The organism is Paracoccus sphaerophysae (genome assembly GCF_000763805.1).
Taxonomy (GTDB): Bacteria; Pseudomonadota; Alphaproteobacteria; order Rhodobacterales; family Rhodobacteraceae; genus Paracoccus; species Paracoccus sphaerophysae.
Genome location: NZ_JRKS01000053.1, coordinates 1 through 19,916, shown reverse-complemented (window position 1 = coordinate 19,916; position 19,916 = coordinate 1). Strand labels below are relative to the sequence as shown.

At 71.8% G+C, this 19,916-nt stretch carries 21 protein-coding genes and 1 pseudogene; 11 read left to right on the top strand and 11 right to left on the bottom strand.

Annotated elements, in window-relative coordinates; translation table 11 throughout:
- Nucleotides 1-27: 27 nt before the first annotated feature.
- The 3 genes from IC63_RS13100 to accD form a co-directional block, all read right to left on the bottom strand.
- Nucleotides 28-1,038, bottom strand: coding sequence for a PAS domain-containing sensor histidine kinase (locus tag IC63_RS13100; RefSeq protein WP_036720993.1), 1,011 nt, complete (start codon nt 1,036-1,038; stop codon nt 28-30).
- 68 nt (nt 1,039-1,106) lie between these two features.
- Nucleotides 1,107-2,399 (bottom strand): bifunctional folylpolyglutamate synthase/dihydrofolate synthase, encoded by a 1,293-nt coding sequence (locus IC63_RS13095; RefSeq protein ID WP_036720992.1) that lies wholly within the window; start codon nt 2,397-2,399, stop codon nt 1,107-1,109.
- The gene (gene accD, locus IC63_RS13090; protein WP_036720991.1) at nt 2,396-3,346 is read right to left on the bottom strand and encodes an acetyl-CoA carboxylase, carboxyltransferase subunit beta; all 951 of its coding nucleotides are present in this window, start codon (nt 3,344-3,346) and stop codon (nt 2,396-2,398) included. The genes IC63_RS13095 and accD overlap by 4 nt, the downstream gene beginning before the upstream one ends.
- A 90-nt stretch (nt 3,347-3,436) precedes the next feature.
- Between accD and cls the strand changes: the two genes are divergently transcribed.
- The 8 genes from cls to IC63_RS13050 all read left to right on the top strand — a co-directional run bounded on the left by cls (nt 3,437) and on the right by IC63_RS13050 (nt 9,933).
- Nucleotides 3,437-4,864, top strand: coding sequence for a cardiolipin synthase (gene cls, locus IC63_RS13085; protein ID WP_036720990.1), 1,428 nt, complete (start codon nt 3,437-3,439; stop codon nt 4,862-4,864).
- Between the two features lie 12 nt (nt 4,865-4,876).
- A complete protein-coding gene (locus tag IC63_RS13080) occupies nt 4,877-5,164 on the top strand; it encodes a 4a-hydroxytetrahydrobiopterin dehydratase (protein ID WP_036720989.1) in 288 nt (95 codons plus the stop codon).
- Between the two features lie 43 nt (nt 5,165-5,207).
- Nucleotides 5,208-5,951, top strand: a complete 744-nt coding sequence (locus IC63_RS13075) for an AzlC family ABC transporter permease (RefSeq protein ID WP_084115850.1) — start codon at nt 5,208-5,210, stop codon at nt 5,949-5,951.
- Complete coding sequence (locus IC63_RS13070; RefSeq protein WP_036720988.1) at nt 5,948-6,283, top strand: AzlD domain-containing protein; 336 nt, start codon at nt 5,948-5,950, stop codon at nt 6,281-6,283. The genes IC63_RS13075 and IC63_RS13070 overlap by 4 nt, the downstream gene beginning before the upstream one ends.
- Nucleotides 6,284-6,380: 97 nt before the next feature.
- Nucleotides 6,381-6,887, top strand: coding sequence for a DUF4405 domain-containing protein (locus IC63_RS13065; RefSeq protein WP_036720987.1), 507 nt, complete (start codon nt 6,381-6,383; stop codon nt 6,885-6,887).
- 62 nt (nt 6,888-6,949) lie between these two features.
- Nucleotides 6,950-8,683, top strand: coding sequence for a dihydroxy-acid dehydratase (gene ilvD / locus IC63_RS13060; RefSeq protein ID WP_036720986.1), 1,734 nt, complete (start codon nt 6,950-6,952; stop codon nt 8,681-8,683).
- Between the two features lie 65 nt (nt 8,684-8,748).
- Nucleotides 8,749-9,537, top strand: a complete 789-nt coding sequence (locus tag IC63_RS13055) for a DUF6478 family protein (RefSeq protein ID WP_052042227.1) — start codon at nt 8,749-8,751, stop codon at nt 9,535-9,537.
- 12 nt (nt 9,538-9,549) lie between these two features.
- Nucleotides 9,550-9,933: a hypothetical protein gene (locus IC63_RS13050; RefSeq protein ID WP_036720985.1), complete on the top strand. Its 384-nt coding sequence runs from the start codon at nt 9,550-9,552 to the stop codon at nt 9,931-9,933.
- A gap of 6 nt (nt 9,934-9,939) precedes the next feature.
- Here IC63_RS13050 and IC63_RS13045 read toward each other — a convergent pair whose 3' ends face one another.
- Nucleotides 9,940-10,647, bottom strand: a complete 708-nt coding sequence (locus tag IC63_RS13045; RefSeq protein ID WP_036720984.1) for a GNAT family N-acetyltransferase — start codon at nt 10,645-10,647, stop codon at nt 9,940-9,942.
- Nucleotides 10,644-11,384 (bottom strand): competence/damage-inducible protein A, encoded by a 741-nt coding sequence (locus IC63_RS13040; RefSeq protein ID WP_036720997.1) that lies wholly within the window; start codon nt 11,382-11,384, stop codon nt 10,644-10,646. Before IC63_RS13040 ends, IC63_RS13045 begins: the two co-directional genes overlap by 4 nt.
- Before the next feature lie 96 nt (nt 11,385-11,480).
- Here IC63_RS13040 and map point away from each other — a divergent pair, with 96 nt between their 5' ends.
- The gene (map, locus tag IC63_RS13035) at nt 11,481-12,281 is read left to right on the top strand and encodes a type I methionyl aminopeptidase (RefSeq protein ID WP_036720983.1); all 801 of its coding nucleotides are present in this window, start codon (nt 11,481-11,483) and stop codon (nt 12,279-12,281) included.
- Between the two features lie 6 nt (nt 12,282-12,287).
- On the opposite strand, the gene IC63_RS13030 is transcribed toward map, so the two are convergent.
- The 6 genes and pseudogenes from IC63_RS13030 to tsaD form a co-directional block, all read right to left on the bottom strand.
- Entirely contained in the window at nt 12,288-14,063 is a 1,776-nt protein-coding gene (locus tag IC63_RS13030; RefSeq protein WP_036720982.1) for an ABC transporter transmembrane domain-containing protein, read from the bottom strand.
- Nucleotides 14,064-14,174: 111 nt separating this feature from the next.
- Nucleotides 14,175-14,567: a DUF1761 domain-containing protein gene (locus tag IC63_RS13025; protein WP_036720981.1), complete on the bottom strand. Its 393-nt coding sequence runs from the start codon at nt 14,565-14,567 to the stop codon at nt 14,175-14,177.
- Between the two features lie 94 nt (nt 14,568-14,661).
- Nucleotides 14,662-15,069 (bottom strand): annotated as a pseudogene (locus IC63_RS13020) (EVE domain-containing protein); the annotation flags it as partial.
- On the bottom strand, nt 15,069-15,338 hold the full coding sequence (locus tag IC63_RS13015; protein ID WP_036720980.1) for a YciI family protein: 270 nt from the start codon (nt 15,336-15,338) through the stop codon (nt 15,069-15,071). The gene IC63_RS13015 and the pseudogene IC63_RS13020, both read right to left, overlap by 1 nt.
- Nucleotides 15,339-16,283, bottom strand: a complete 945-nt coding sequence (locus tag IC63_RS13010) for an NAD(P)H-dependent glycerol-3-phosphate dehydrogenase (protein WP_036720979.1) — start codon at nt 16,281-16,283, stop codon at nt 15,339-15,341.
- Nucleotides 16,280-17,344, bottom strand: a complete 1,065-nt coding sequence (tsaD, locus tag IC63_RS13005) for a tRNA (adenosine(37)-N6)-threonylcarbamoyltransferase complex transferase subunit TsaD (protein WP_036720978.1) — start codon at nt 17,342-17,344, stop codon at nt 16,280-16,282. The genes IC63_RS13010 and tsaD overlap by 4 nt, the downstream gene beginning before the upstream one ends.
- Nucleotides 17,345-17,405: 61 nt before the next feature.
- Here tsaD and IC63_RS13000 point away from each other — a divergent pair, with 61 nt between their 5' ends.
- A complete protein-coding gene (locus tag IC63_RS13000; protein WP_052042226.1) occupies nt 17,406-18,125 on the top strand; it encodes a uroporphyrinogen-III synthase in 720 nt (239 codons plus the stop codon).
- Nucleotides 18,126-18,242: 117 nt separating this feature from the next.
- Nucleotides 18,243-19,916 (top strand): COG4223 family protein (locus tag IC63_RS17020; protein WP_052042225.1); only part of this gene is annotated, 1,674 nt, incomplete at its 3' end.

Here is a 19,916-nt window from a genome sequence, read left to right as displayed (position 1 = left end):
GGCATCGGGGGTCCAGGCGTCGGGAGCCTAGGCGTCAGGGGCGGCGGCCTGCGGAAAGGCGACCGTTACCGTAGTGCCGGACGGCCCGGTGGTCCGCTCGACCCGGCCGCCCAGCTGCTCGGCAAAGGCCTCGACCAGCTGGCTGCCGATGCCGCCGGCCTCGGGCGCGGGGCTGGGCCGGATGCCGACCCCGTCATCGGCCACGGTCAGCGCCAGCTGCCCCTGGGCCAGCGCCAGGGTGACCGACAGGATGCCGTGACGGCCGTCGGGGAAGGCGTATTTCATCGCGTTGGTCATCAGCTCGTTGACCAGCAGCCCCAGCGGCGCGGCCTGCGCGGTGGGCAGGTCGACTGCGGCGATGTCGGTGCGCAGGGTGATCTGGGCCGCGTCCGCGACCGAGGCCGCCACCGCGTCCACCACCTGCGACAGATAGGGCCGCGCCGCGACCCAGTTCACCCGCGCGGCGTTGTTCAGCGCCCGGTACAGGGCCGACACCGCCGCCAGCCGGGATTGCAGCCGCGCCATCCCCTGCCGGCCGGCGCTGTCCGCCTCGAACTGTCCCGCCTCCATCCGCACGATCGAGGCGATCATCGCCAGCGTGTTCATCACCCGGTGGTTCAGCTCGACCAGCAGCCGCTCGGCCTGGGCGCGGGCCTCCTCTCGCTCCAGCTCGGCGCGGCGCTGGGACGAGATGTCGCGGAACACCAGCGCAAAGCACCCCTCGGGCGGGACCGGGCTGCCGAACACGTCGAACCAGCGGCCCATCGCCTCGGACCCGTTCTGGAACCGGGCCGGGACGCCGCGCGCGATGGCGTCATAGGCGTCGATCCAGTGCTGTTCCAGGCCCGGCACCAGTTCGCGGGCGGTCCGGCCCTGGGCGTTGCTCAGGCCGGTCATCTCGGCAAAGACCGGGTTGGTTTCCAGGAAGCGATAGTCGACGGGCCGCCCCGATTCGTCGCGGATCATCTCGCACAGGCAGTATCCCTGGTCGAGCGCAGCAAAGAGTGATTCCAGATGCGAAATGCGGGTGGTCGGCATCAATATCGCTGCACAGGGTCGAAAACGATCACGGCACTGTAATCCCGAATACGAGCCAGGCAAAGAAATCATTGGTTTATCGGCAGCTGCCCACCATTCTCGCGCAGCACCCGGCCGGCGAGATACAGCGAACCGCAGATCAGGATCCGCGCCCCCGGATGGGCCTTTGCCAGCGCCGCCACGGCCTGCGCCGTATCCGCGGCGATGGTCGCCGGTATGCCCGCCTCGCGCGCCGCGGCGGCGGTATCGGTGGCCGGCAGGGTGTTGGGCTCGCCCGGGATCTCGACCGCGGTCAGGGTCTCGGCCACCGCGGCCAGCGGGCGCATGTAGCCCGCGACGTCCTTGGTGTTCAGCATCCCGCAGACCAGGTGCGTGGGCCGGGGGGGCATCGCGGCCAGCGTCGCCGCAACCGCCTGCCCGCCGGCCGGGTTGTGGCCGCCGTCCAGCCACAGCTCGCAATCCCCTGCCGCCGCGACCAGCGGGCCGCGGGTCAGCCGCTGCATCCGGGCCGGCCAGTCGACGCGGGTCATCGCCGCGGCGGCCTCGGCCTGGCCGAAGCCCAGCTCGCGCAGGCAGGCCACGGCGGTGCCGGCATTGTCGATCTGGAACGGCCCTGGCAACGCCGGCACCGGCAGGTCCAGCAGGCCGCGTTCGTCCTGAAAGACCAGCGCGTCGCCGTCGCGCGCCGCGTGCCAGTGCTGGCCCGAGACCGACAGCGGGCAGCCCAGCCGGGCGGCCCTGGCCTCGATCACCGCCAGCGCCTCGGGCGGCTGGGGGGCGACGACGCAGGGCACACGGCGTTTCAGGATGCCGGCCTTTTCGCCGGCGATCTCGGCCAGCGTGGTGCCCAGATATTGCGTGTGGTCGATCGACACCGGGGTGATGGCGCACAGCCGCGGGGACTTGACCACGTTGGTCGCGTCCAGCCGCCCGCCCAGCCCCACCTCGAGCAGGGTGTAATCCGCCGCCACCCGCGAGAAGGCCAGGAACGCCGCCGCCGTCGTCACCTCGAAGAAGGTGATCGGTCGGCCGGCATTGACCGCTTCCACCTCGGCCAGCGTGTCGGCCAGCGCCGTGTCCGAGATCAGCCCGCCCGCCAGCCGGATGCGTTCGTTGAAATACGCCAGGTGCGGCGAGGTATAGGCGTGGACCCGCAGCCCCGCCGATTCCAGCCCGGCACGGATATAGGCCTGGGTCGAGCCCTTGCCGTTGGTCCCGGCGACATGGATCACCGGCGGAATCGCGTCCTGCGGATCGCCCAGATCGGCCAGCAGCGCGGTCAGCCGGTCCAGCGACAGGTCGATGACCTTGGGGTGCAGCGTCGTCAGCCGGTCGAGGATCGCGTCGGTCGCGGCGCTCACGCCTGTTGCGCCTCGGCCGGCGCGGGCGCGCCGTCGCCGGCATCGGGCAGCGTGACAGGGATAGCGCCCGGCGGCGGCAGGTCGGCCACGACCGGGGCCGACTGCCGCATCAGCATCCGCAGGATCGAGACGAGTTCCTCGCGCAGCTTCTTGCGGTGCGTCACCCGGTCCAGCATCCCGTGTTCCAGCAGGTATTCGGCGCGCTGGAAGCCCTCGGGCAGCTTTTCGCGGATGGTCTGCTCGATCACCCGCGGCCCGGCAAAGCAGATCAGCGCGTTGGGTTCGGCGATCTGCACGTCGCCCAGCATCGCATAGGACGCCGTGACCCCGCCGGTGGTCGGATGGGTCAGCACCACGACATAGGGCAGGTTCGCCTCTTTCAGCATCTGCACGGCGACGATGGTGCGCGGCATCTGCATGAGGCTGAGGATGCCTTCCTGCATCCGCGCCCCGCCGGCGGCGGAAAACAGCACCAGCGGGCGCTTCAGCGCCACGGCGCGTTCGGCGGCGGCGAGGATGGCATTGCCGACATACATCCCCATCGACCCGCCCATGAAGCTGAAATCCTGCGCCGCGGCGACGATGGGGGTGCGCCCGACCTCGCCCTCGGCGACCAGCATCGCCTCTTTCTCGCCGGTCTGCTTCTGCGCGGCCTTCAGCCGTTCGGGGTATTTCTTCTGGTCCTTGAAGCCGAGCGGATCGACGATCGGCTCGGGCACCTTGACCTCAGTGAAGATGCCGCCGTCGAACAGCGCGGTGAATCGCGCCCGCGGCGTGATCGCCAGGTGATGGTCGCACGAGGTGCAGACGTTCAGGTTCTCGGCCAGTTCGCGGTGAAACAGCATCGTCCCGCATTCGGGGCATTTCGTCCACAGATTCTCGGGCACCTCGCGCCGCGAGAACAGCGAATTGATGCGCGGGCGGACGTAGTTGGTGATCCAGTTCATCGGGTGCCCCTGCGGCCGTCGGTCAGGGCCGTGAAATAGGCCGCAGCGGCCCCGATTGCAATCGGCGCGCCGCCGCAGTTACATGGCCGCATGTGGGGACAGGTCGGATTGCTGCTGCACATCGCCGCCACCGTGACGGTCGGCCTGCGGGTGCTGACCCGGCCGCGGATGGAGCCGTCGGTCCGGCTGGCCTGGATCATGATCGTCGAAGCGCTGCCGCTGGTCGGGGTCATCGGCTACCTGCTGTTCGGCGAGATCCGGATGAACCGCGGCGAGGCCAAGCGCCGGGCCGACATCCGCCGCCTGCTGACCGGGCTGTTCACGCCCAGCCCGCAGGCCGTCGACCACCCGCCCGCCCATGCCCGGGCGGTGCTGGCCGCCAACAGGGCCGTCGGCGGCTTCGACGCTGTGAGGGGCAGCGCGGTGACGCTGCTGCCCGAGGACGATTCGGCGCTGGATGCGGTGGTGCAGGCGATCGACGCCGCGACAGATCACGTCCACATGCTGTTCTATATCTGGCTGGACGATGCCTCGGGGCGGGCGGTGGCGCAGGCGGCGATGCGGGCGGCGCGCCGCGGGGTGGACGTGCGGGCGCTGGTCGACGGGCTAGGGTCGCGGCACTTCACCCGCTCGGCCACCTGGGCCGAGATGCGCGCAGCCGGGGTGGACTGCCGCTGCGCCGATCCGGTACGGCTGTCGCTGATCCGCGCCATGCTGCAGCGGGTGGACCTGCGCAACCACCGCAAGATCGTGGTGATCGACCATGTGACCGGCTTCACCGGCAGCCGGAACTGCGCCGACATGGCGTTCCGCCCCAAGCCGCGCTTTGCCCCCTGGGTCGACATCCTCGTGCTCGTCGAGGGACCGGTGGTGCGGCAGATGCAGGCGGTGTTCCTGCAGGACTGGATGAGCACGACCGGCGCCGACCTGGGCGCGATGCTGACCCAGGTACCCCCCGCAGGCCCGCGGGACTGCATCGCCCAGGTCGTGGCGACCGGGCCGGACGGGCGGCCGGGGTCGATCTCGGACTGCCTCACCACGCTGATCCTTGGCGCCGATCGCCGGGTCACCATAACCACGCCCTATTACGTGCCCGACCAGCCGCTGGACCGCGCCATCCGGGCCGCCGCCCTGCGCGGCGTCGAGGTCACGATGATCGTCCCCGCCCGCAACGATTCGCTGCTGGTGGGGGCTACCAGCGAGGGGTTCTTCGGCGGCCTGATCGAGGACGGGGTGCAGTTGTGGCGGTTCCGTCCCGGCCTGCTGCACGCCAAGATCGTGACCGTGGACGGCCGCATGGCGATGATCGGATCGGCCAACCTGGACCGCCGCAGCTTCGAACTCAACTACGAGATGAACCTCATGATCGTTGACCCGGCGGTGGTCGCCGATCTGGATGCGCGGCAGGCAAGCTATGTCGCCCGCGCCGACCGGCTGGACGGGCCGGGCATCGCCCGCTGGCCGGTCTGGCGGCAGGTGCGCAACAACCTGCTGGCGATCGCCTCGCCGGTGCTGTGAGGAGGGACGGGAATGAACAGGCTGACCGCACAGAAAGCCAGCGCCGGCGTGGCGCAGCTGGACGGCTGGAAGGTCAAGGACGACACCATCATGCGGCGGATCAAGACCAGGGACTTCGCCGAGGCGTTGCGGATCGCCAACCTCGCCGGCGAGGTGGCCGAACAGCGCAACCACCACCCCGAGATCCGGCTGGGCTGGGGCTTCTGCCGCATCACCTTCACCACCCATGACGCGGGCGGGCTGACCCAGGCCGACCTGGACGCCGCCGCGGCGCTGGACGCGGCGCTGGCGGGCGGCTGAGGCCATCTGGCGCCGGACCCGCCGAAGCGGCTATGGGGCGGCGATGACACAGGACGTTCGCCCGCCCCCCTCGGCGCCCGCGCGCGAGGGCTTCCTCGCCGGCCTGCGCGCCGCGCTGCCGATCGCCGTCGGCTATCTGCCGGCGGCCTTCGCCTTTGGCGCCGCCGCGACGGGCATCGGCCTGACCGCGGCCGAGTCGGGCGCGCTGTCGGCGCTGGTGTTTTCCGGCGCCAACCAGGTCTTCCTGCTGGCGGCGATCCCGGCCGGCATGGCGCCGGTAATGATCGTGCTGCTGACCGGCGCCGCCAGCCTGCGGCATCTGCTGTACGGGCTGGTGCTGGCGCCGCGGATCGGCGGCTCGCTGGGGCAGCGGCTGATCTTTGCCTTCGGTCTCACCGACGAGGTCTTCGCCACCGCGCTGGCCCGGCCCGTGGGCGCGCCGCGGCCCTCGGGCGCGTGGCTGATCGGGCTCGCGCTTGCCGCATGGGCGGCGTGGTTCGGCGGCACCGTCGCGGGGGCGATCATGGGTGACGCCCTGCGCCGCAGCAGCACCGCCGCCGCCGAGGCGATGAGCTTTGCACTGCCGGCGCTGTTCGCCGCGCTGGTGCTGGGCGCGGCCCGGCGGGCGGTGCTGGCGCCGATGCTGCTCGCCGCGGGTGCGGCGGTGGCGCTGATCCTGCTGGGCCAGCCCGATCTTGCCATCCCGGCCGGCGCGGCCATGGCTCTGACCGCACGGCGCCGCCCCGTGATGGTCCCCGCCGACACGGAACTGGACCACATGCCATGACCACGGCCCTGTGGATCGCCGTGGGCGCGATCGCCGTCGCCACCTATCTGACCCGCGCCCTGCCCTTTCTGCTGGCCGAGCGGCGGCGCGGCGGGGACCGCAAGCCCGGACCCGCCCCGGCCTGGCTGGACGCGCTGGGGCCCTGCATCCTGGCCGCGATGGGGGCGGCGATCCTGTGGCCCGAGGCGGGCAAGGCCGCAGCGTCGGGCAATCTGGCCCAGTTCCTGTCCGGGCTGGCCGCCGCCGCGGCGATCATGCTGTGGCGGCGCGATGCGGGACTTGCGACGCTGGCCGGGATCGCGGGCTATGCGCTAGCCGGTTGGCTGACCTGACGATTGCGCCGAACGCCACGGTGCGGGGTTTGGCTTTCGTTTGGCGACATCCTGCCACAACGCCCCCCAGAGATACCAGAACCTCGGGCAAGCCGTCATGCCGTCCGTGTTCAACCGCTACGCCACGCCATTCATCACCGGGCTGTTCCTCGTCTCGCTGGTCTCGGGTATCGCGCTGTTCTTTCACATCGGCCCGAGGGGTTTCCACGGGATGCATGAATGGCTCAGCATGGTGCTGATCCTGCCGCTCGGCCTGCATGTCTGGAAGAACTGGCGCGCCTTCACCGTCTATTTGAGACACGCGCCGATCGCGGTCGCGCTGGTCGTGTCGACTGTCGCGGCGGCCGTCTTTCTGATGCCATCCTCGCAACCCGCAGGCGCTGGCGGCGGCAACCCCGCCCTTGCGGTGCTGAACCGCCTGACCGCAGCCACGCCCGCCGAGCTGGCGGCGGTCCTTGACACCACGCCCGAAGCGGTGACGACGGCGCTTGCGACCCAGGGCATCGCGGCGACCGCGCCCGATCAGCCGCTGACGGCCGCCGTCGCCGCATCGGGTAAATCCGCGATGCAGGTCGCGCAAGCGCTGAACGCCATCGGGAACTGATCCCGCCACCCTTGCCCCCCTGCCCGCGCGGCACTATTCCGGCAGCAGCCAAGGGGGACGCCATGAAGAATACGCGCTTCGACAAGTCGAAACTGCCCAGCCGTCACGTGACCGAAGGGCCGGCGCGTGCCGCGCATCGCAGCTATCTCTACGCAATGGGCGTGACCGAGGAGGAGATCCACCAGCCGCTGGTCGGCGTCGCCACCTGCTGGAACGAGGCCGCCCCCTGCAACATCGCGCTGAACCGCCAGGCCCAGGTCGTCAAGATGGGCGTCAAGCGCGGTGGCGGCACGCCGCGCGAGTTCACCACCATCACCGTCACCGACGGCATCGCCATGGGGCACGAGGGGATGCGTTCATCGCTGGCCAGCCGCGATGCCATCGCCGACACGGTGGAACTGACCATGCGCGGGCATTGCTATGACGCGCTCGTGGGCCTTGCCGGCTGCGACAAGTCGCTGCCGGGGATGATGATGGCGATGGTGCGGCTGAACGTGCCCTCGGTCTTCATCTACGGCGGCTCGATCCTGCCCGGCCGCTATCAGGGCCGCGACATCACCGTGCAGGACATGTTCGAGGCCGCGGGCAAGCACGCCGCTGGCCTGATCTCGGACGCCGAGCTGGACATCATGGAGCGGGTGGCCTGCCCGTCCTCGGGCGCCTGCGGGGCGCAGTATACCGCCAACACAATGGGTTGCGTCAGCGAGGCGATCGGGCTGGCGCTGCTCAACTCCTCCAGCGCGCCGGCGCCCTATGAAAGCCGCGACCAGTTCTGCGACCTGTCGGGCTTTGCGGTGATGAACCTGCTCGAGAAGAACATCCGCGCCCGCGACATCGTCACCCGCAAGAGCCTTGAGAACGCCGCCCGCGTCGTGGCCTGCACCGGCGGGTCCACGAATGGCGGCCTGCACCTGCCCGCCATCGCGCACGAGGCGGGGATCGAATTCGACCTGTTCGACGTCTGCGACATCTTCAAGGACACCCCCTATTTCGTCAACCTGCGGCCGGGCGGCGAATATGTCGCCAAGGACCTGCACGAGGTCGGCGGCGTGGCCGTGGTGATGAAGGAGCTCGCCAAGGCCGGGCTGCTGCATCTCGACTGCATCACCGCCTCGGGCCGCAGCCTGGGCGAAGAGCTGGACGAGATCCGCGGCGGCCCCGACGGCAAGGTCATCCACCCGGTCGAAACCCCGATCACCCCCACCGGCGGGGTCGTGGGACTGAAGGGCAACCTTGCCCCCGACGGCGCCATCGTGAAGGTCGCCGGGATGAGCCCCGAGGAGCAGGTCTTCACCGGCCCCGCCCGCGTCTTCGAATGCGAGGAGGACGCCTTTGCCGCCGTCCAGGCCCGCACCTACAAGGAAGGCGAGGTGCTGGTGATCCGCAACGAAGGCCCCGCGGGCGGCCCGGGGATGCGCGAGATGCTGGCCACCACCGCCGCGCTGTCGGGCCAGGGCATGGGCAAGAAGGTCGCGCTGATCACCGACGGGCGCTTCTCGGGCGCGACGCGCGGCTTCTGCGTCGGCCATGTCGGCCCCGAGGCCGCGCATGGCGGCCCGATCGCGCTGGTCCGCGACGGCGACATGATCACCATCGACGCGGTCCGGGGCAGCATCGAGGTGGCGGTCGGCGACGACGAGATGGCGCAGCGCAAGGCCGACTGGAAGGGCCCGCGCCCGACCGATTACGCCTCGGGTGCGCTGTGGAAATACGCCCAGCTGGTCGGCGTCGCCCGCTATGGCGCGGTGACCCACCCCGGCGCCCAGGCGGAAACCCACGTCTACATGGATCAGTGACCCTGCTCCCCGAAAGGGGCCGGGCCGCGCGCGTTCGACCGGTTAACGAGACACGAGGCCGACAGATGGCAGTCCACCCCCGCCGCTGGATCAGAAGCCGGGTCCGCACCCGCGCCCAGCAGGAATGGCAGCGGCTGGTGGACAGCGCCGAGGCGATGCCGCTGCGCCAGCTGCGGTCGCTGCAGGACGAGGCACACGGGCTGCGCCGCACCGCCGACCGCTTCCTGGCCCGGGCCAAGTTCCGGCTGGACGGCGCGCAGCGCTCGGCCGACCTGCTGGGGCTGCCCGGCGGGACCGACTGGCGCTGGCGGCCGTCGTTCCTGTCGACGCGGATCTCGCCGACCGGGATCGCGGCGCCGGGGACCGGCATGCGGCTGGGCGACGAGGCCGCGGTCTGGCACGACTGCCCGGCGCGGGCGCTGATCCTGCGCCAGATCCCCAACCGCAGCAGCGCCGACCTGGCGCCCTTCGGGCTGCAGCTGGAAACGCTGGGCTTTGCGGGCAGCTATCTGTCGGTGTCGATCGACCTGCCCGACACCGCGCTGCAGGGCCTCACGCGGTCCCATATCATTCGGCTGGACATTACCATGACCGTGGAACGGCCGATGTCGATCTATGGCCGCCTGAACATCGGCCACGGCCCCAACACCGACGAGCTGCTGCGCCACCTGGGCGACCTGCGGCCGGGCCCGGTCGCCGCCACCACCACGGTGGAATTCGACCTGCATTACGTCGAGATGAACGAAAAACGGCTGGAAAAGCTGTGGCTCGACCTGATCTTCGAGTCGCCGCAGATGAATTCGGTCCGGATCCGCGACGTGTTCCTGTCGCGGCATCTGCGCGCCGACATGTAAGAGGGGACCGGGATGTCCGACAGATTCTCGTCGCTGGGGCTCAATGCCGGGGTATGGCAAGGCGCGCTGCGCGGCGACGCGCCGCCCGGGCGCATCGCGCTGACGCTGAACGGCCGCACCGTGGGTCTTGCCGAGGTGACCGAGGACGGCCCGCAGCTGTGGCGGGTCAGCGCGACGCTGCCGCCCGAGACGCTGGCCGACGGCGCCCAGACCTACATGCTGATCGCCGATGACGGCGAGGGGACCGAGGGGCCGCGCCCCGCGGCGGTGCGGCTGGCCAAGCTGCCGCTGCTGGCCGGTGAGGCGCTGGACGACGACCTGCGGGCGGAAATCGACCTGCTGCGGGCCGAGATCGACCTCATCAAGCGCGAGTTCCGGCGGCTGGCGACCGGCTAGGCCGGCTCAGCGCGTCCAGTAGGCATAGCTGCCGATCCGGTGGAACCCGAGCGCGTCGTACAGGGCGCGGGCCTCGCGGTTGGCCTCGGTCACCGCCAGCGCCAGCGTGCCGGCGCCCTGGGCGGCGGCGAAGCGGGCGGCGCGGCGGACCATCCAGCCGGCCAGCCCGCGGCGCCGGAACCCTGGCAGCACCGCCAGCGCATGCAACGTGGCGATGTTCCCATGCACCGCCGCAAAGCCCGCCGCCGCCGCGCGGTCGTCGATGCGGCCGAGGATGGCGACCCGCGGGCCGGCCACCCGGCCCATTACCGCCTGCCGGTCAGGGCCGATGCCCTGTTCGGTCCACAACTCGCGCAGGATCGCCAGAGGCGGCCAGCATTCCAGCGCCATGACCGGCGGGATCGGCGGCTCGGCCAGCGGCGCCACCGGGGTCGACAGGATCAGCGTGGGCCTGGTTCGCACGTAGCCGCGATCCGCCAGCGCCGCCGCGATCGGATCGCCGTCCTCGATGGCGAACAGCGGCGGCTGGTCCCAGGCGTCGTGCTGCGCCTCGGCCTTCGCGATGTCGGCGGGCGCCCACGGCCCGGTCACCCGCGCGGCGCTGACCCGGCCGCCGCCGCCCAGGCCGCGGCCGACGCGCAGCCCGCCGGTCTGGGCATAGTCCGCCGCGGGCCATGTCGCCTGCAAGGCGGCGTCGAACTCGTCCGAGATCACAGCGCCAGCCTGTCGCGCAGCGCCGCCGCCGCCTGAGCCACGCGGTCGGGATCGAGCCCGCGGATGACCAGGTTGGTGCCGAAGCCCGCCTCGTCGCGGAACGGATAGCTGCCCAGCGACAGGTCGGCAAAGCGCCCCGCCACCTCGCGCAGCCCGTCGGCCACGTCGGATTCGGGGCGATCGACGCGGATCGTCTCGCTGACCGGGGGGCGGCCGGGGTTCAGGCGCGGGACCAGCGCCTCGACCATGCTGCGAAAGACCGAGGGCACCCCGGCCATCACATGCGCCCCGCCGATGGAAAAGCCCGGCGCAGCGGATTCCGCGTTTTCGATTAGCGTGGCGCCCACCGGGATGCGGGCCATGCGCAGCCGGGCCTCGGTGATCTCCATCCCCAGCCTGGTCCAGCGTTCCTCCATCATCCGCCGCGCGTCGGCGTTGATTTCCAGCACCGTGCCATAGGCGTCGGCCACGGCATCGGCGGTGATGTCGTCATGGGTCGGCCCGATCCCGCCCGAGGTGAAGACCATGTCCCACGCCCCGCCCAAGGCCTGGTCCAGCGCCCGCAGCGCCGCGACGATCGCAGGGTGATCGTCCGCCACGACGCGGATTTCGCGCAGGTCGATGCCGATGCCGTTCAGGATTCCGGCGAGGTGATGCGCGTTCAGGTCGCGGGTCCGCCCGGACAGGATTTCGTCGCCGATCAGCAGGATCGCAGCGGTCGGATTGTCGGATTGCATGATTTCCCCCGGTTTCGCCGCCATAATGCCCGCAAGCGGGGCTGGAACAAGGGCTGTCCCGGGGCTATCTGGCAGATCAGCGAAAGGACCGTCCCGATGAACGAAGCCCGCCTGACCCGAGAAGGCATCCGCATCCACGCCCCCGAGGATTACGCCGGCATGCACGCCGCAGGCCGGATGGCCGCGCAGATCCTCGACGAGGTCGGGCCGCTGGTCGAGCCGGGCGTGACCACGGGCGCGCTGGACGACTTCATCCGCAACCGGGTCGAGGAGCTGGGCCTGACCAGCGCCACCATCGGCTATCGCGGCTATCAGCACGCCAGCTGCATCAGCGTGAACCATGTCGTCTGCCACGGCATCCCCGGCGACAAGCTGTTGAAGGACGGCGACATCCTGAACATCGACGTGACGGTGATCCAGGACGGCTGGTTCGGGGACAGCTCGCGCATGTACGTGGCCGGCACGCCGTCGGTAAAGGCCAAGCGGCTGATCCAGGTCACCCACGACGCGCTGATGAAGGGCATCGAGGCGGTCCGCCCCGGCGCCACCTTCGGCGACATCGGCGCCGCGATCCAGACCTATGCCGAGGGCCAGCGCATGTCGGTGGTCCGCGATTTCTGCGGCCACGGGCTGGGCCGGGTCTTCCACGCGCCGCCGAACGTGCTGCATTTCGGCCGGCCCGGCAAAGGCCCGATGCTGGAAGAAGGGATGTTTTTCACCATCGAGCCGATGATCAACCTCGGCCGCCCCGACACCAAGGTGCTGGCCGACGACTGGACCGCGGTGACCCGCGACAAGTCGCTGTCGGCGCAGTTCGAACACGCGGTCGGCGTCACGGTCGATGGCTGCGAGATCTTCACCCTGTCGCCGGCCGGCAAGTTCTACCCCGAGATCTAGGGCCTCTCAGCCGTCGGTGAACTGCAGCCGGGCGAGCCGGGCGTACAGCCCGCCCTGCGCCACCAGCTCGTCATGGGTGCCCTGCTGGACGATGCCGCCATCCTCCATCACCACGATGCGGTCGGCCTTCTTCACCGTGGCCAGCCGGTGAGCGACGATGATCGTCGTGCGGCCACGGGCCAGCGCGTCGACCGCCTGCTGCACGGCGCGTTCGGATTCGGCGTCCAGCGCGCTGGTCGCCTCGTCCAGCAGCAGGATCGGGGCGTCGCGCAGGATCGCGCGGGCGATGGCGATGCGCTGCTTCTGCCCGCCCGACAGCATCACCCCGCGTTCGCCCACCTCGCTGTCATAGCCCTGCGGCAGGGCGGTCAGGAAATCATGGGCATTGGCGGCACGGGCGGCGGCCTCGATCTCGGCATCCGAGGCGCCGGGGCGGCCAAAGCGGATGTTCTCGCGCGCGGTGGTGGCGAAGATCACCGGGTCCTGCGGGACCAGCGCGATCGCTTGGCGGAAATCGGCGCGGGCCATGCGGCGCAGGTCGATGCCGTCGATGGCGACGCTGCCCCGTTCGGGGTCCCAGAAGCGCTGGATCAGCTGCACCACGGTGGTCTTGCCGGCGCCCGAAGGCCCGACCAGCGCCACCGTCTCGCCCGGGCGGATGGCCAGCGTCACGTCCTTGAGCGCCGAGACGTCGGGCCGGGTCGGATAGTGTAAGCTGACATCGGTCAGGTCGATCTGGCCCCGCACCGGCTGCGGCAGGGGCACCGGGTCGGCCGGGTCGGCGAGTGTGTCGTCGGTGGCCAGCAGCTCGCCCAGCCGCTCGGTGGCACCAGCGGCACGCTGCAGCTCGCCCCAGATCTCGGACAGCGCCCCGACCGAGCCGGCAACCATGACGGCGTAGATCACGAACTGCACCAGCTCGCCCACAGTCATCGCGCCATGCGCCACGTCGCGGGCGCCGATCCACAAGACGCCGATCACCCCGGCGAAGATCAGGAAGATCACCGCCGCCGTCATCACCGAACGCACCCGGATGCGCCGCGCGGCGGCGGCAAAGGACCGCTCCGTCACCTCGGCAAAGGCGGCGCGGGCGGGGGCCTCGGCGGTGTAGGCCTGCACGGTCTGCGCGGCCAGCAGCGTTTCCGACGCGGTGCCGGACGAGGCGGCGATCCAGTCCTGGTTTTCGCGCGACAGCCCCCGCAGGCGGCGGCCCAGCACGATGATCGGGACCAGCACAACCGGCACGATCAGCAGCATCAGCCCGGTGAGCTTGACCGAGGTCAGCAGCAGCATGACCAGCCCGCCCACGGCGACCATCGCCTGGCGCAGCGCCAGCGACACCGACGAGCCGATGACCGACAGGATCAGCGTGGTGTCGGTTGTGATGCGGCTGATGATCTCTCCGGTCATCACCCGTTCGTAGAAGGCGGGGGACAGGCCGATCACGCGGTCGAAGACGGCGCGGCGGATGTCGGCGACGACGCGTTCGCCCAGCCGGGTGACCAGCGCATAGCGCAGCGCCGTGCCCAGACCGAGCAGCGCCGCGATGCCCAGCGCGGCGACGAAATATTCGTCCAGCAGCTGCGCGCCGTGGGAAAACCCGTCGACGATGCGGCGCACCGCGACCGGCAGCACCAGGCTGATCCCGGCGGTCAGCATCAGCGCCGCCAGCGCCGCCGCCAGGAGGCCGCGATAGGGGCGCACGAAGGGCCACAGCGCCCGCAACGCGCCGATGCGTCTGGTGGTCGGGCGATCCACGATCACCTTGGGGCTGCGGGCCATGTGCGGTCTTTCTGGTCAGGGAAACCCAAGGGGGTTTAGGCAGGGACGGCCATCGCGGCAAGCCTTGCGGCTGCGGCATGGGCGCACGGCAGCGTGTGCCTCGCCGCGGGGCTAGACGCCGCCCATCACCGCGCCGACGACGGCGCAGGCCGCCATCGCATAGCCCATGTCGACCAGCGTCATCACCATCGGCCGGGGCGAATAGGTGTTCTCGATCACGAACCACGGCGCGACGATGGCCGCGCCGATGCCGAAGCCCCAGCCCAGCCCCGGCATGATCCCGTCGATGCCGGCACGCACGAACAGCACCCGCATCATCGCCGCGACCGCCACCAGCGCCACCCCGGCCAGCAGGTAGGGCATGACCGAGCGCGACTTGGGATGGCCGATGTTCTGCACCTGCAGGGCCGAGGCCGCGCCATAGATGCGGTCGGTCAGGCGATACCAGATCGCCCCCACAACCCAGGCGAGGACCGCCGCGGCGATCACGATCATAAGTTCCATTGGCTCAGCCCTTCTGTTTCGGCTTCGGCTTTTTCGGTTTGGTTTCTTGCGGCGATTTTTTCGGCGCGGCCTTCTCCGCCGTGGCGGCCGGCGTGCCGGCAAGCTTCAGGATCGCCGCCCATTCCGCCTCGGTCACCGGCTGCACCGACAGGCGCGAATTGCGCACCAGCACCATCTCGGCGAATTGCGGGTCGGCCTTGATCTCGGCCAGCGTCACCGGGCGCTCGAGCGGTTCGACCGCGCGCACGTCGACGCATTCCCATTTCGGATCGTCAGCGGTGCTGTCGGGGTGGGCGGTCGCGATCACCTCGACGATACCCACGGCCTCTTTGCCGATGTTGGAATGATAGAAGAACCCGCGGTCGCCGATCTTCATCTCGCGCATGATGTTGCGGGCCTGGATCGAGCGGACACCGTTCCACTCCTCGCCCGCATTCCCCCTGGCGACCAGGTCGTCCCAGGAAAACGCGTCGGGTTCGGACTTGAAGAGCCATCTGGCCATCAGATGACCTGCTTCCATTCGATGACCTCTACGGACTCGAACAGACCAGCGGACTTGTAGGGGTCGGCGGCGGCCCAGCCCTGCGCGTCGGCCAGGTTGTCGGCCTCGATCACGATCAGCGAGCCGGCCATGTCACCGTTCCGCATCAGCGGGCCGGCCATGCGGACGATGCCTTTTTCCCGCAGGAAGCCCAGATGCGCCTCGCGCGTGTCGATCCGGGTCTGCAACGCGCCGGGCTTGTCCCGGCAGATCACGGCGAACAGCGGCATTCATTCCTCCTTGAGCGGTCGGGCCAGCAGCAGCTCCATCGCCTGTTTAACGTCGATGCGCACCTCGGCAAGCCCGGCGACCAGGGCCGAGATCGGCATCTCGACCCCCTCGGCCGCGGCGATGCGGGCCACGGCGCGGGCGGTTGCGGCGCCCTCGACGGTGACCGCGGGGTCGAAGGATTCGCCCCGGCCCAGCGCCTGGCCAAAGCGGAAATTGCGCGACTGCGCCGAGGTCGCGGTCAGGATCAGGTCGCCCAGGCCCGACAGGCCGGTCAGCGTGTCGGGCTGGGCGCCGCGGGCGGCGGCAAAGCGCGACATCTCGGCAAAGCCGCGGGTGACGATGGCGGCGCGGGCGCTGTCACCCAGCCCCGCGCCGATGGCGGCCCCGGCGGCGATGGCGATGACGTTCTTTAGCGCGCCGCCCAGCTCTACCCCGGTCACGTCGGTGGTGCGGTACAGCCGCAGCGTGGGCGTGGACAACTGGTGCTGCAGCCGATGCCCCGCCGATGGGTCCGCGCAGGCGAGCGTCAGCGCCGTGGGCAGCCCGCGGGCGATGTCGGCGGCAAAGCTGGGGCCGGTCAGCACCGCGACGGTCGCGGCCGGGCAGGCCTCGGCCAGCAGCCGGGCGGGGGACAGGCCGGTGGCAAGGTCGATGCCCTTGGCGCAGCTGACCAGCGCCCGCCCGTCCAGCGCCGCGGCATGGTCGGTGAGGAACGCCCCCAGCGCCTGCGCCGGCACCGCGATCAGCAGCGTGTCGGCTGCAGGCAGCGCCTCGGTCATGGTCACCGCTTCGGGCAGGGTCACCCCGGGCAGCAGCGGGTTTTCCCCGCGCCAGCCGATGCGGCGGCCCCACAGCCCCACCGGCCCGTTCGCGGCCAGCGCCACGGCCAGCGCGGTGCCGAAGGCGCCGGCGCCCAGGACCGCGACGCGTCCCCCCTCGTTCATGCCTTGGCCCCACGCTTGCCAGCGCCCAGCATCGGCGCGGCGCTTCGGTCCAGCGGCCAGCGCGGGCGGGCGGCGAGGTCCATGCCGTCGCGCTGGCCCAGCGCCAAACGCTCGATCCCCGCCCAGGCGATCATCGCCGCGTTGTCGGTACACAGCGGCAGCGGCGGGGCGAGGAACCGGACCCTCGCGGCATCCGCCACCGCCTCGAGCGCCGCGCGAATGGCCCGGTTGGCCGCCCCCCCGCCCGCCACGGCCACCAGCGGCGCGCCGGTCAGGGCCAGCGCGCGGCGGGTCTTTTCGGCCAGCACCTCGGCGACCGCGGCCTGGAACGCCGCGCAGATGTCGGCGCGCACCCCGGCGCGCAGTCCGCCATCGCGGGCCACCGCCTCGTCGCGGGCGCGCAGGACGGCGGTCTTGAGGCCCGAAAAGCTCATGTCGCAGCCCGGCCGGTCCAGCAGCGGGCGCGGCAGCGGAATGGCGCGGGGGTCGCCCGCGGCGGCCTGGGCCTCGACCGCCGGGCCGCCGGGCTGGGGCAGGCCCAAGAGCTTGGCGACCTTGTCGAAGGCCTCGCCCGGCGCGTCGTCGATGGTGCCGCCGAGGCGGGTGAAGTCCTCGGGCCCCGACACGGTCAGGAACTGGCAATGCCCGCCCGACACCAGCAGCATCAGATAGGGGAAGTCGACGCCGTCGGTCAGCCGCGGGGTCAGCGCGTGGCCGGCCAGGTGGTTGACGCCGACCAGCGGCAGCCCGGTCCCGGCGGCGAGCCCCTTGGCCAGCATCACCCCGGCCAGCACGCCGCCGATCAGCCCCGGCCCGGCGGTCACGGCGATGGCGTCCAGATCGCCAAGGGTCACGCCGGCCTCGGCCAGCGCCTGCTCGACCGCAACATCCAGCCGCTCGGCATGGGCGCGGGCGGCGATTTCCGGCACCACGCCGCCGAATTCGGCATGCAGCGCCGCCTGCCCCGCCACCACCGAGGACAGGATTCGCCGGTCGCCGGTGACCACCGCGGCGGCGGTGTCGTCGCAGCTGCTCTCGATGCCCAGAACGGTCGGCGTCATGGTTGAAGTCGCGGGTCGGGACGGCATATCCCCGACCTAGCACCCGCCCGAAGGAAACGCCATGCAGCCGCCCGTCCCCGCCGCCCCGCAAGCCGCGCCTGCACCGGCGGTGCTGATCACGCGGCCGCAGCCCGCAGCAGAGCGCTTTGCCGGGCAGATCGCCGATCTGGGGCTGGCGACGGTGCTGGCGCCGCTGATGCGGATCGTGCCGGTGGCGCATGATCCAGCGGTGATCGCGGCAGCGCAGGGGGTGGTGCTGACCTCGGAAAACGCGGTGCCGTTTGCCGGGGCGGGACGGGGGCGGCCGGCGATCTGCGTCGGCCCTCGCACCGCGCAGCAGGCGGCGGCTGCGGGGTTCCGGGTGACCCAGGGCCCGGGTGACGCGGCGGGGATGATGCAGATGCTCGCCGATCTGGGCCCCGGCTGGCTGCATGTCCGCGGCGCCGAGGTGGCCGCGGAATTGCCGCTGCCAGGCATCGTCGTCTATCGCCAGCAGGCGCTGGCGCTGTCTCAGGCGGCCCGCGCGCTGGTGCAGGGAACGGCGCCGGTGATCCTGCCGCTGTTCTCGCCCCGGGCGGCGGCGCTGGCGGCGGCCGCGGTCACGGACAGCCGCGCGCCGCTGTGGATCGCGCCGATCAGCGCCGCGGCGGCCGCAGCATGGGACGACGCCGAGCCCCCGTGTGCAGCATCGCGCCGCAGCATCGCGCCGACCCCGGATGCCACGGGCGTGCGGCGGGCAATCGAAGAGCTGCTCGGAACGCAGTCGCGTGGCGCGGGTTGAGCCGGTGGCGCAGCCTGTCTAGTGTGAATGCCACCCGCGCGTCACGCCGCGCAGACTGCCACCTGTCGAACGTTGCGGGATGCCTCCCGCGCCCGAGCTGCAAGGGATCGCCGCGCCATGACTGACCGCCCAGATTCGACCGATCCTGACGCGACCGATCGCACCGAAGGCACCGCGCGCCCCAAGCCAGCAGCGCCGGGCAGCGTCGTCGACATGCGCGACGCGACGCCGGTGGTGCGGCCTGGCCCGGATACGCCGGCCGACCGTGGCGCCCAGCCGACGGTCGACTCGAGCCTCGTGGGCGAGGGTGGCCTGCCGGCGATGGAGCGCCGCGCGGATCAGGCTCCGCTGCGGCTGGGCACCCCCACCGTCCCGGGCGGCGCGCGTGACGAGACCGACGCAGAGGCGCCGATTCGCCGGCCGGACACCCGCCCGGCGGACCCGGTTGCGGCGAAGGTCGCCCCCAAGCCGATCCCGCCCCAGCCCGAACCCAAGTCCGACCCGAAGCCGACCGAGCCGCGGCCCGTGCCGACGGTGACCTCGGCGCCGACCGCGCGGCCCGTGGCCCCTGCCCCGCAGCGCAGCGGGTTTGCGCCGCTGTTCCTCGGCGGGCTGGTCGCGGCCGGCCTCGGCGCCGGCGCCGCATGGTGGGCGATCCCGCGGCTTCCGGCGGCGTGGCAGCCGACCGCCGCGGCCCCAGCTGTCGATACCGCCGCCCTGAACCAGGCTGCCACCGCGGCCGCCCGGGCCGAGGTCGAACGCCAGACCGCGGCGCTGGAAACCCGCGCCGTCGAAGCCGCCAGACAGGCTGCGGCGGCCGCCGCCGATGCGGCCAGCCGGGCCAGCGGGGCGAGCCTCGCGGCGCAGGGCGACGGGCTGATTGAACAGGCCCGGCAGGCAGGCGCCGACGCGGCGGCCAAGCTGATCGCCGAGGCCCCGGCCAGCGCCGCGCAGCCCGACGGCACCCTTCAGACCACGCTCGCCGCGCAGGCCCGGCAGCTGGCCGCGCTGGACGAAAAGATCGCGCAGATCGGACAGGCCCCCGCGGCCGAGGCGCCGGCCGTCGATCTCGCCACCCTGCAGGCACAGGTCGAATCGCTGGCCCGGCGCCCGACGCTCGATCCCGCTGCGGCCGAGCGGCTGAGCCAGCTCGCCGCCGATGCCGAGGCCGCCACCGCCCGCATCAACGCCGCCGCCGACCAGGCCGAGGCGCGGCTGAAGGATGCCGAGGCCCGCGCCGCCCAACTGACCGCCGCCGCCGACGAGGCCGCGCGCCGCGCCCGGGCCGCTGCGGCCGCCGCATCGATCGGCGAGGCGATCCAGACCGGCCAGCCGCGCACCCAGGGGCTGGCGCAGCTGCAAGAAGCCGGGGTGGAGCCGCCCGCCGCGCTGACCGCCGACATCCCGACGCTCGGGCAGCTGGCCGACGAATTCCCGGCCGCGGCCCGCGCCGCCCTGCGCGCCGACCTGCGCACCAACGCGGCGCAGGGCCAGGGCAGCCTGATCGGGAACTTCCTGCGCGCCCAGACCGGCGCCCGCTCGGTCACCCCGCGCGAGGGCGGGACGGCCGACGCGGTGCTGTCGCGCGCCGGCGATGCCGTGCAGCGCGGTGCCGTCGCGCAGGCACTGACCGAATTGCAGGCCCTGCCGGAAGCCGCCCGCCCGGCGATGGCGGACTGGACCGCCCGGGCCCGCGCCTATGCCGAGGCGCAGGCGGCACTGGGCACCCTGTCGGGCGCGGCCCCGGCCAACCCGGCGGCAACCCCGTCTGCGGCACCCGCCCCATCCGAT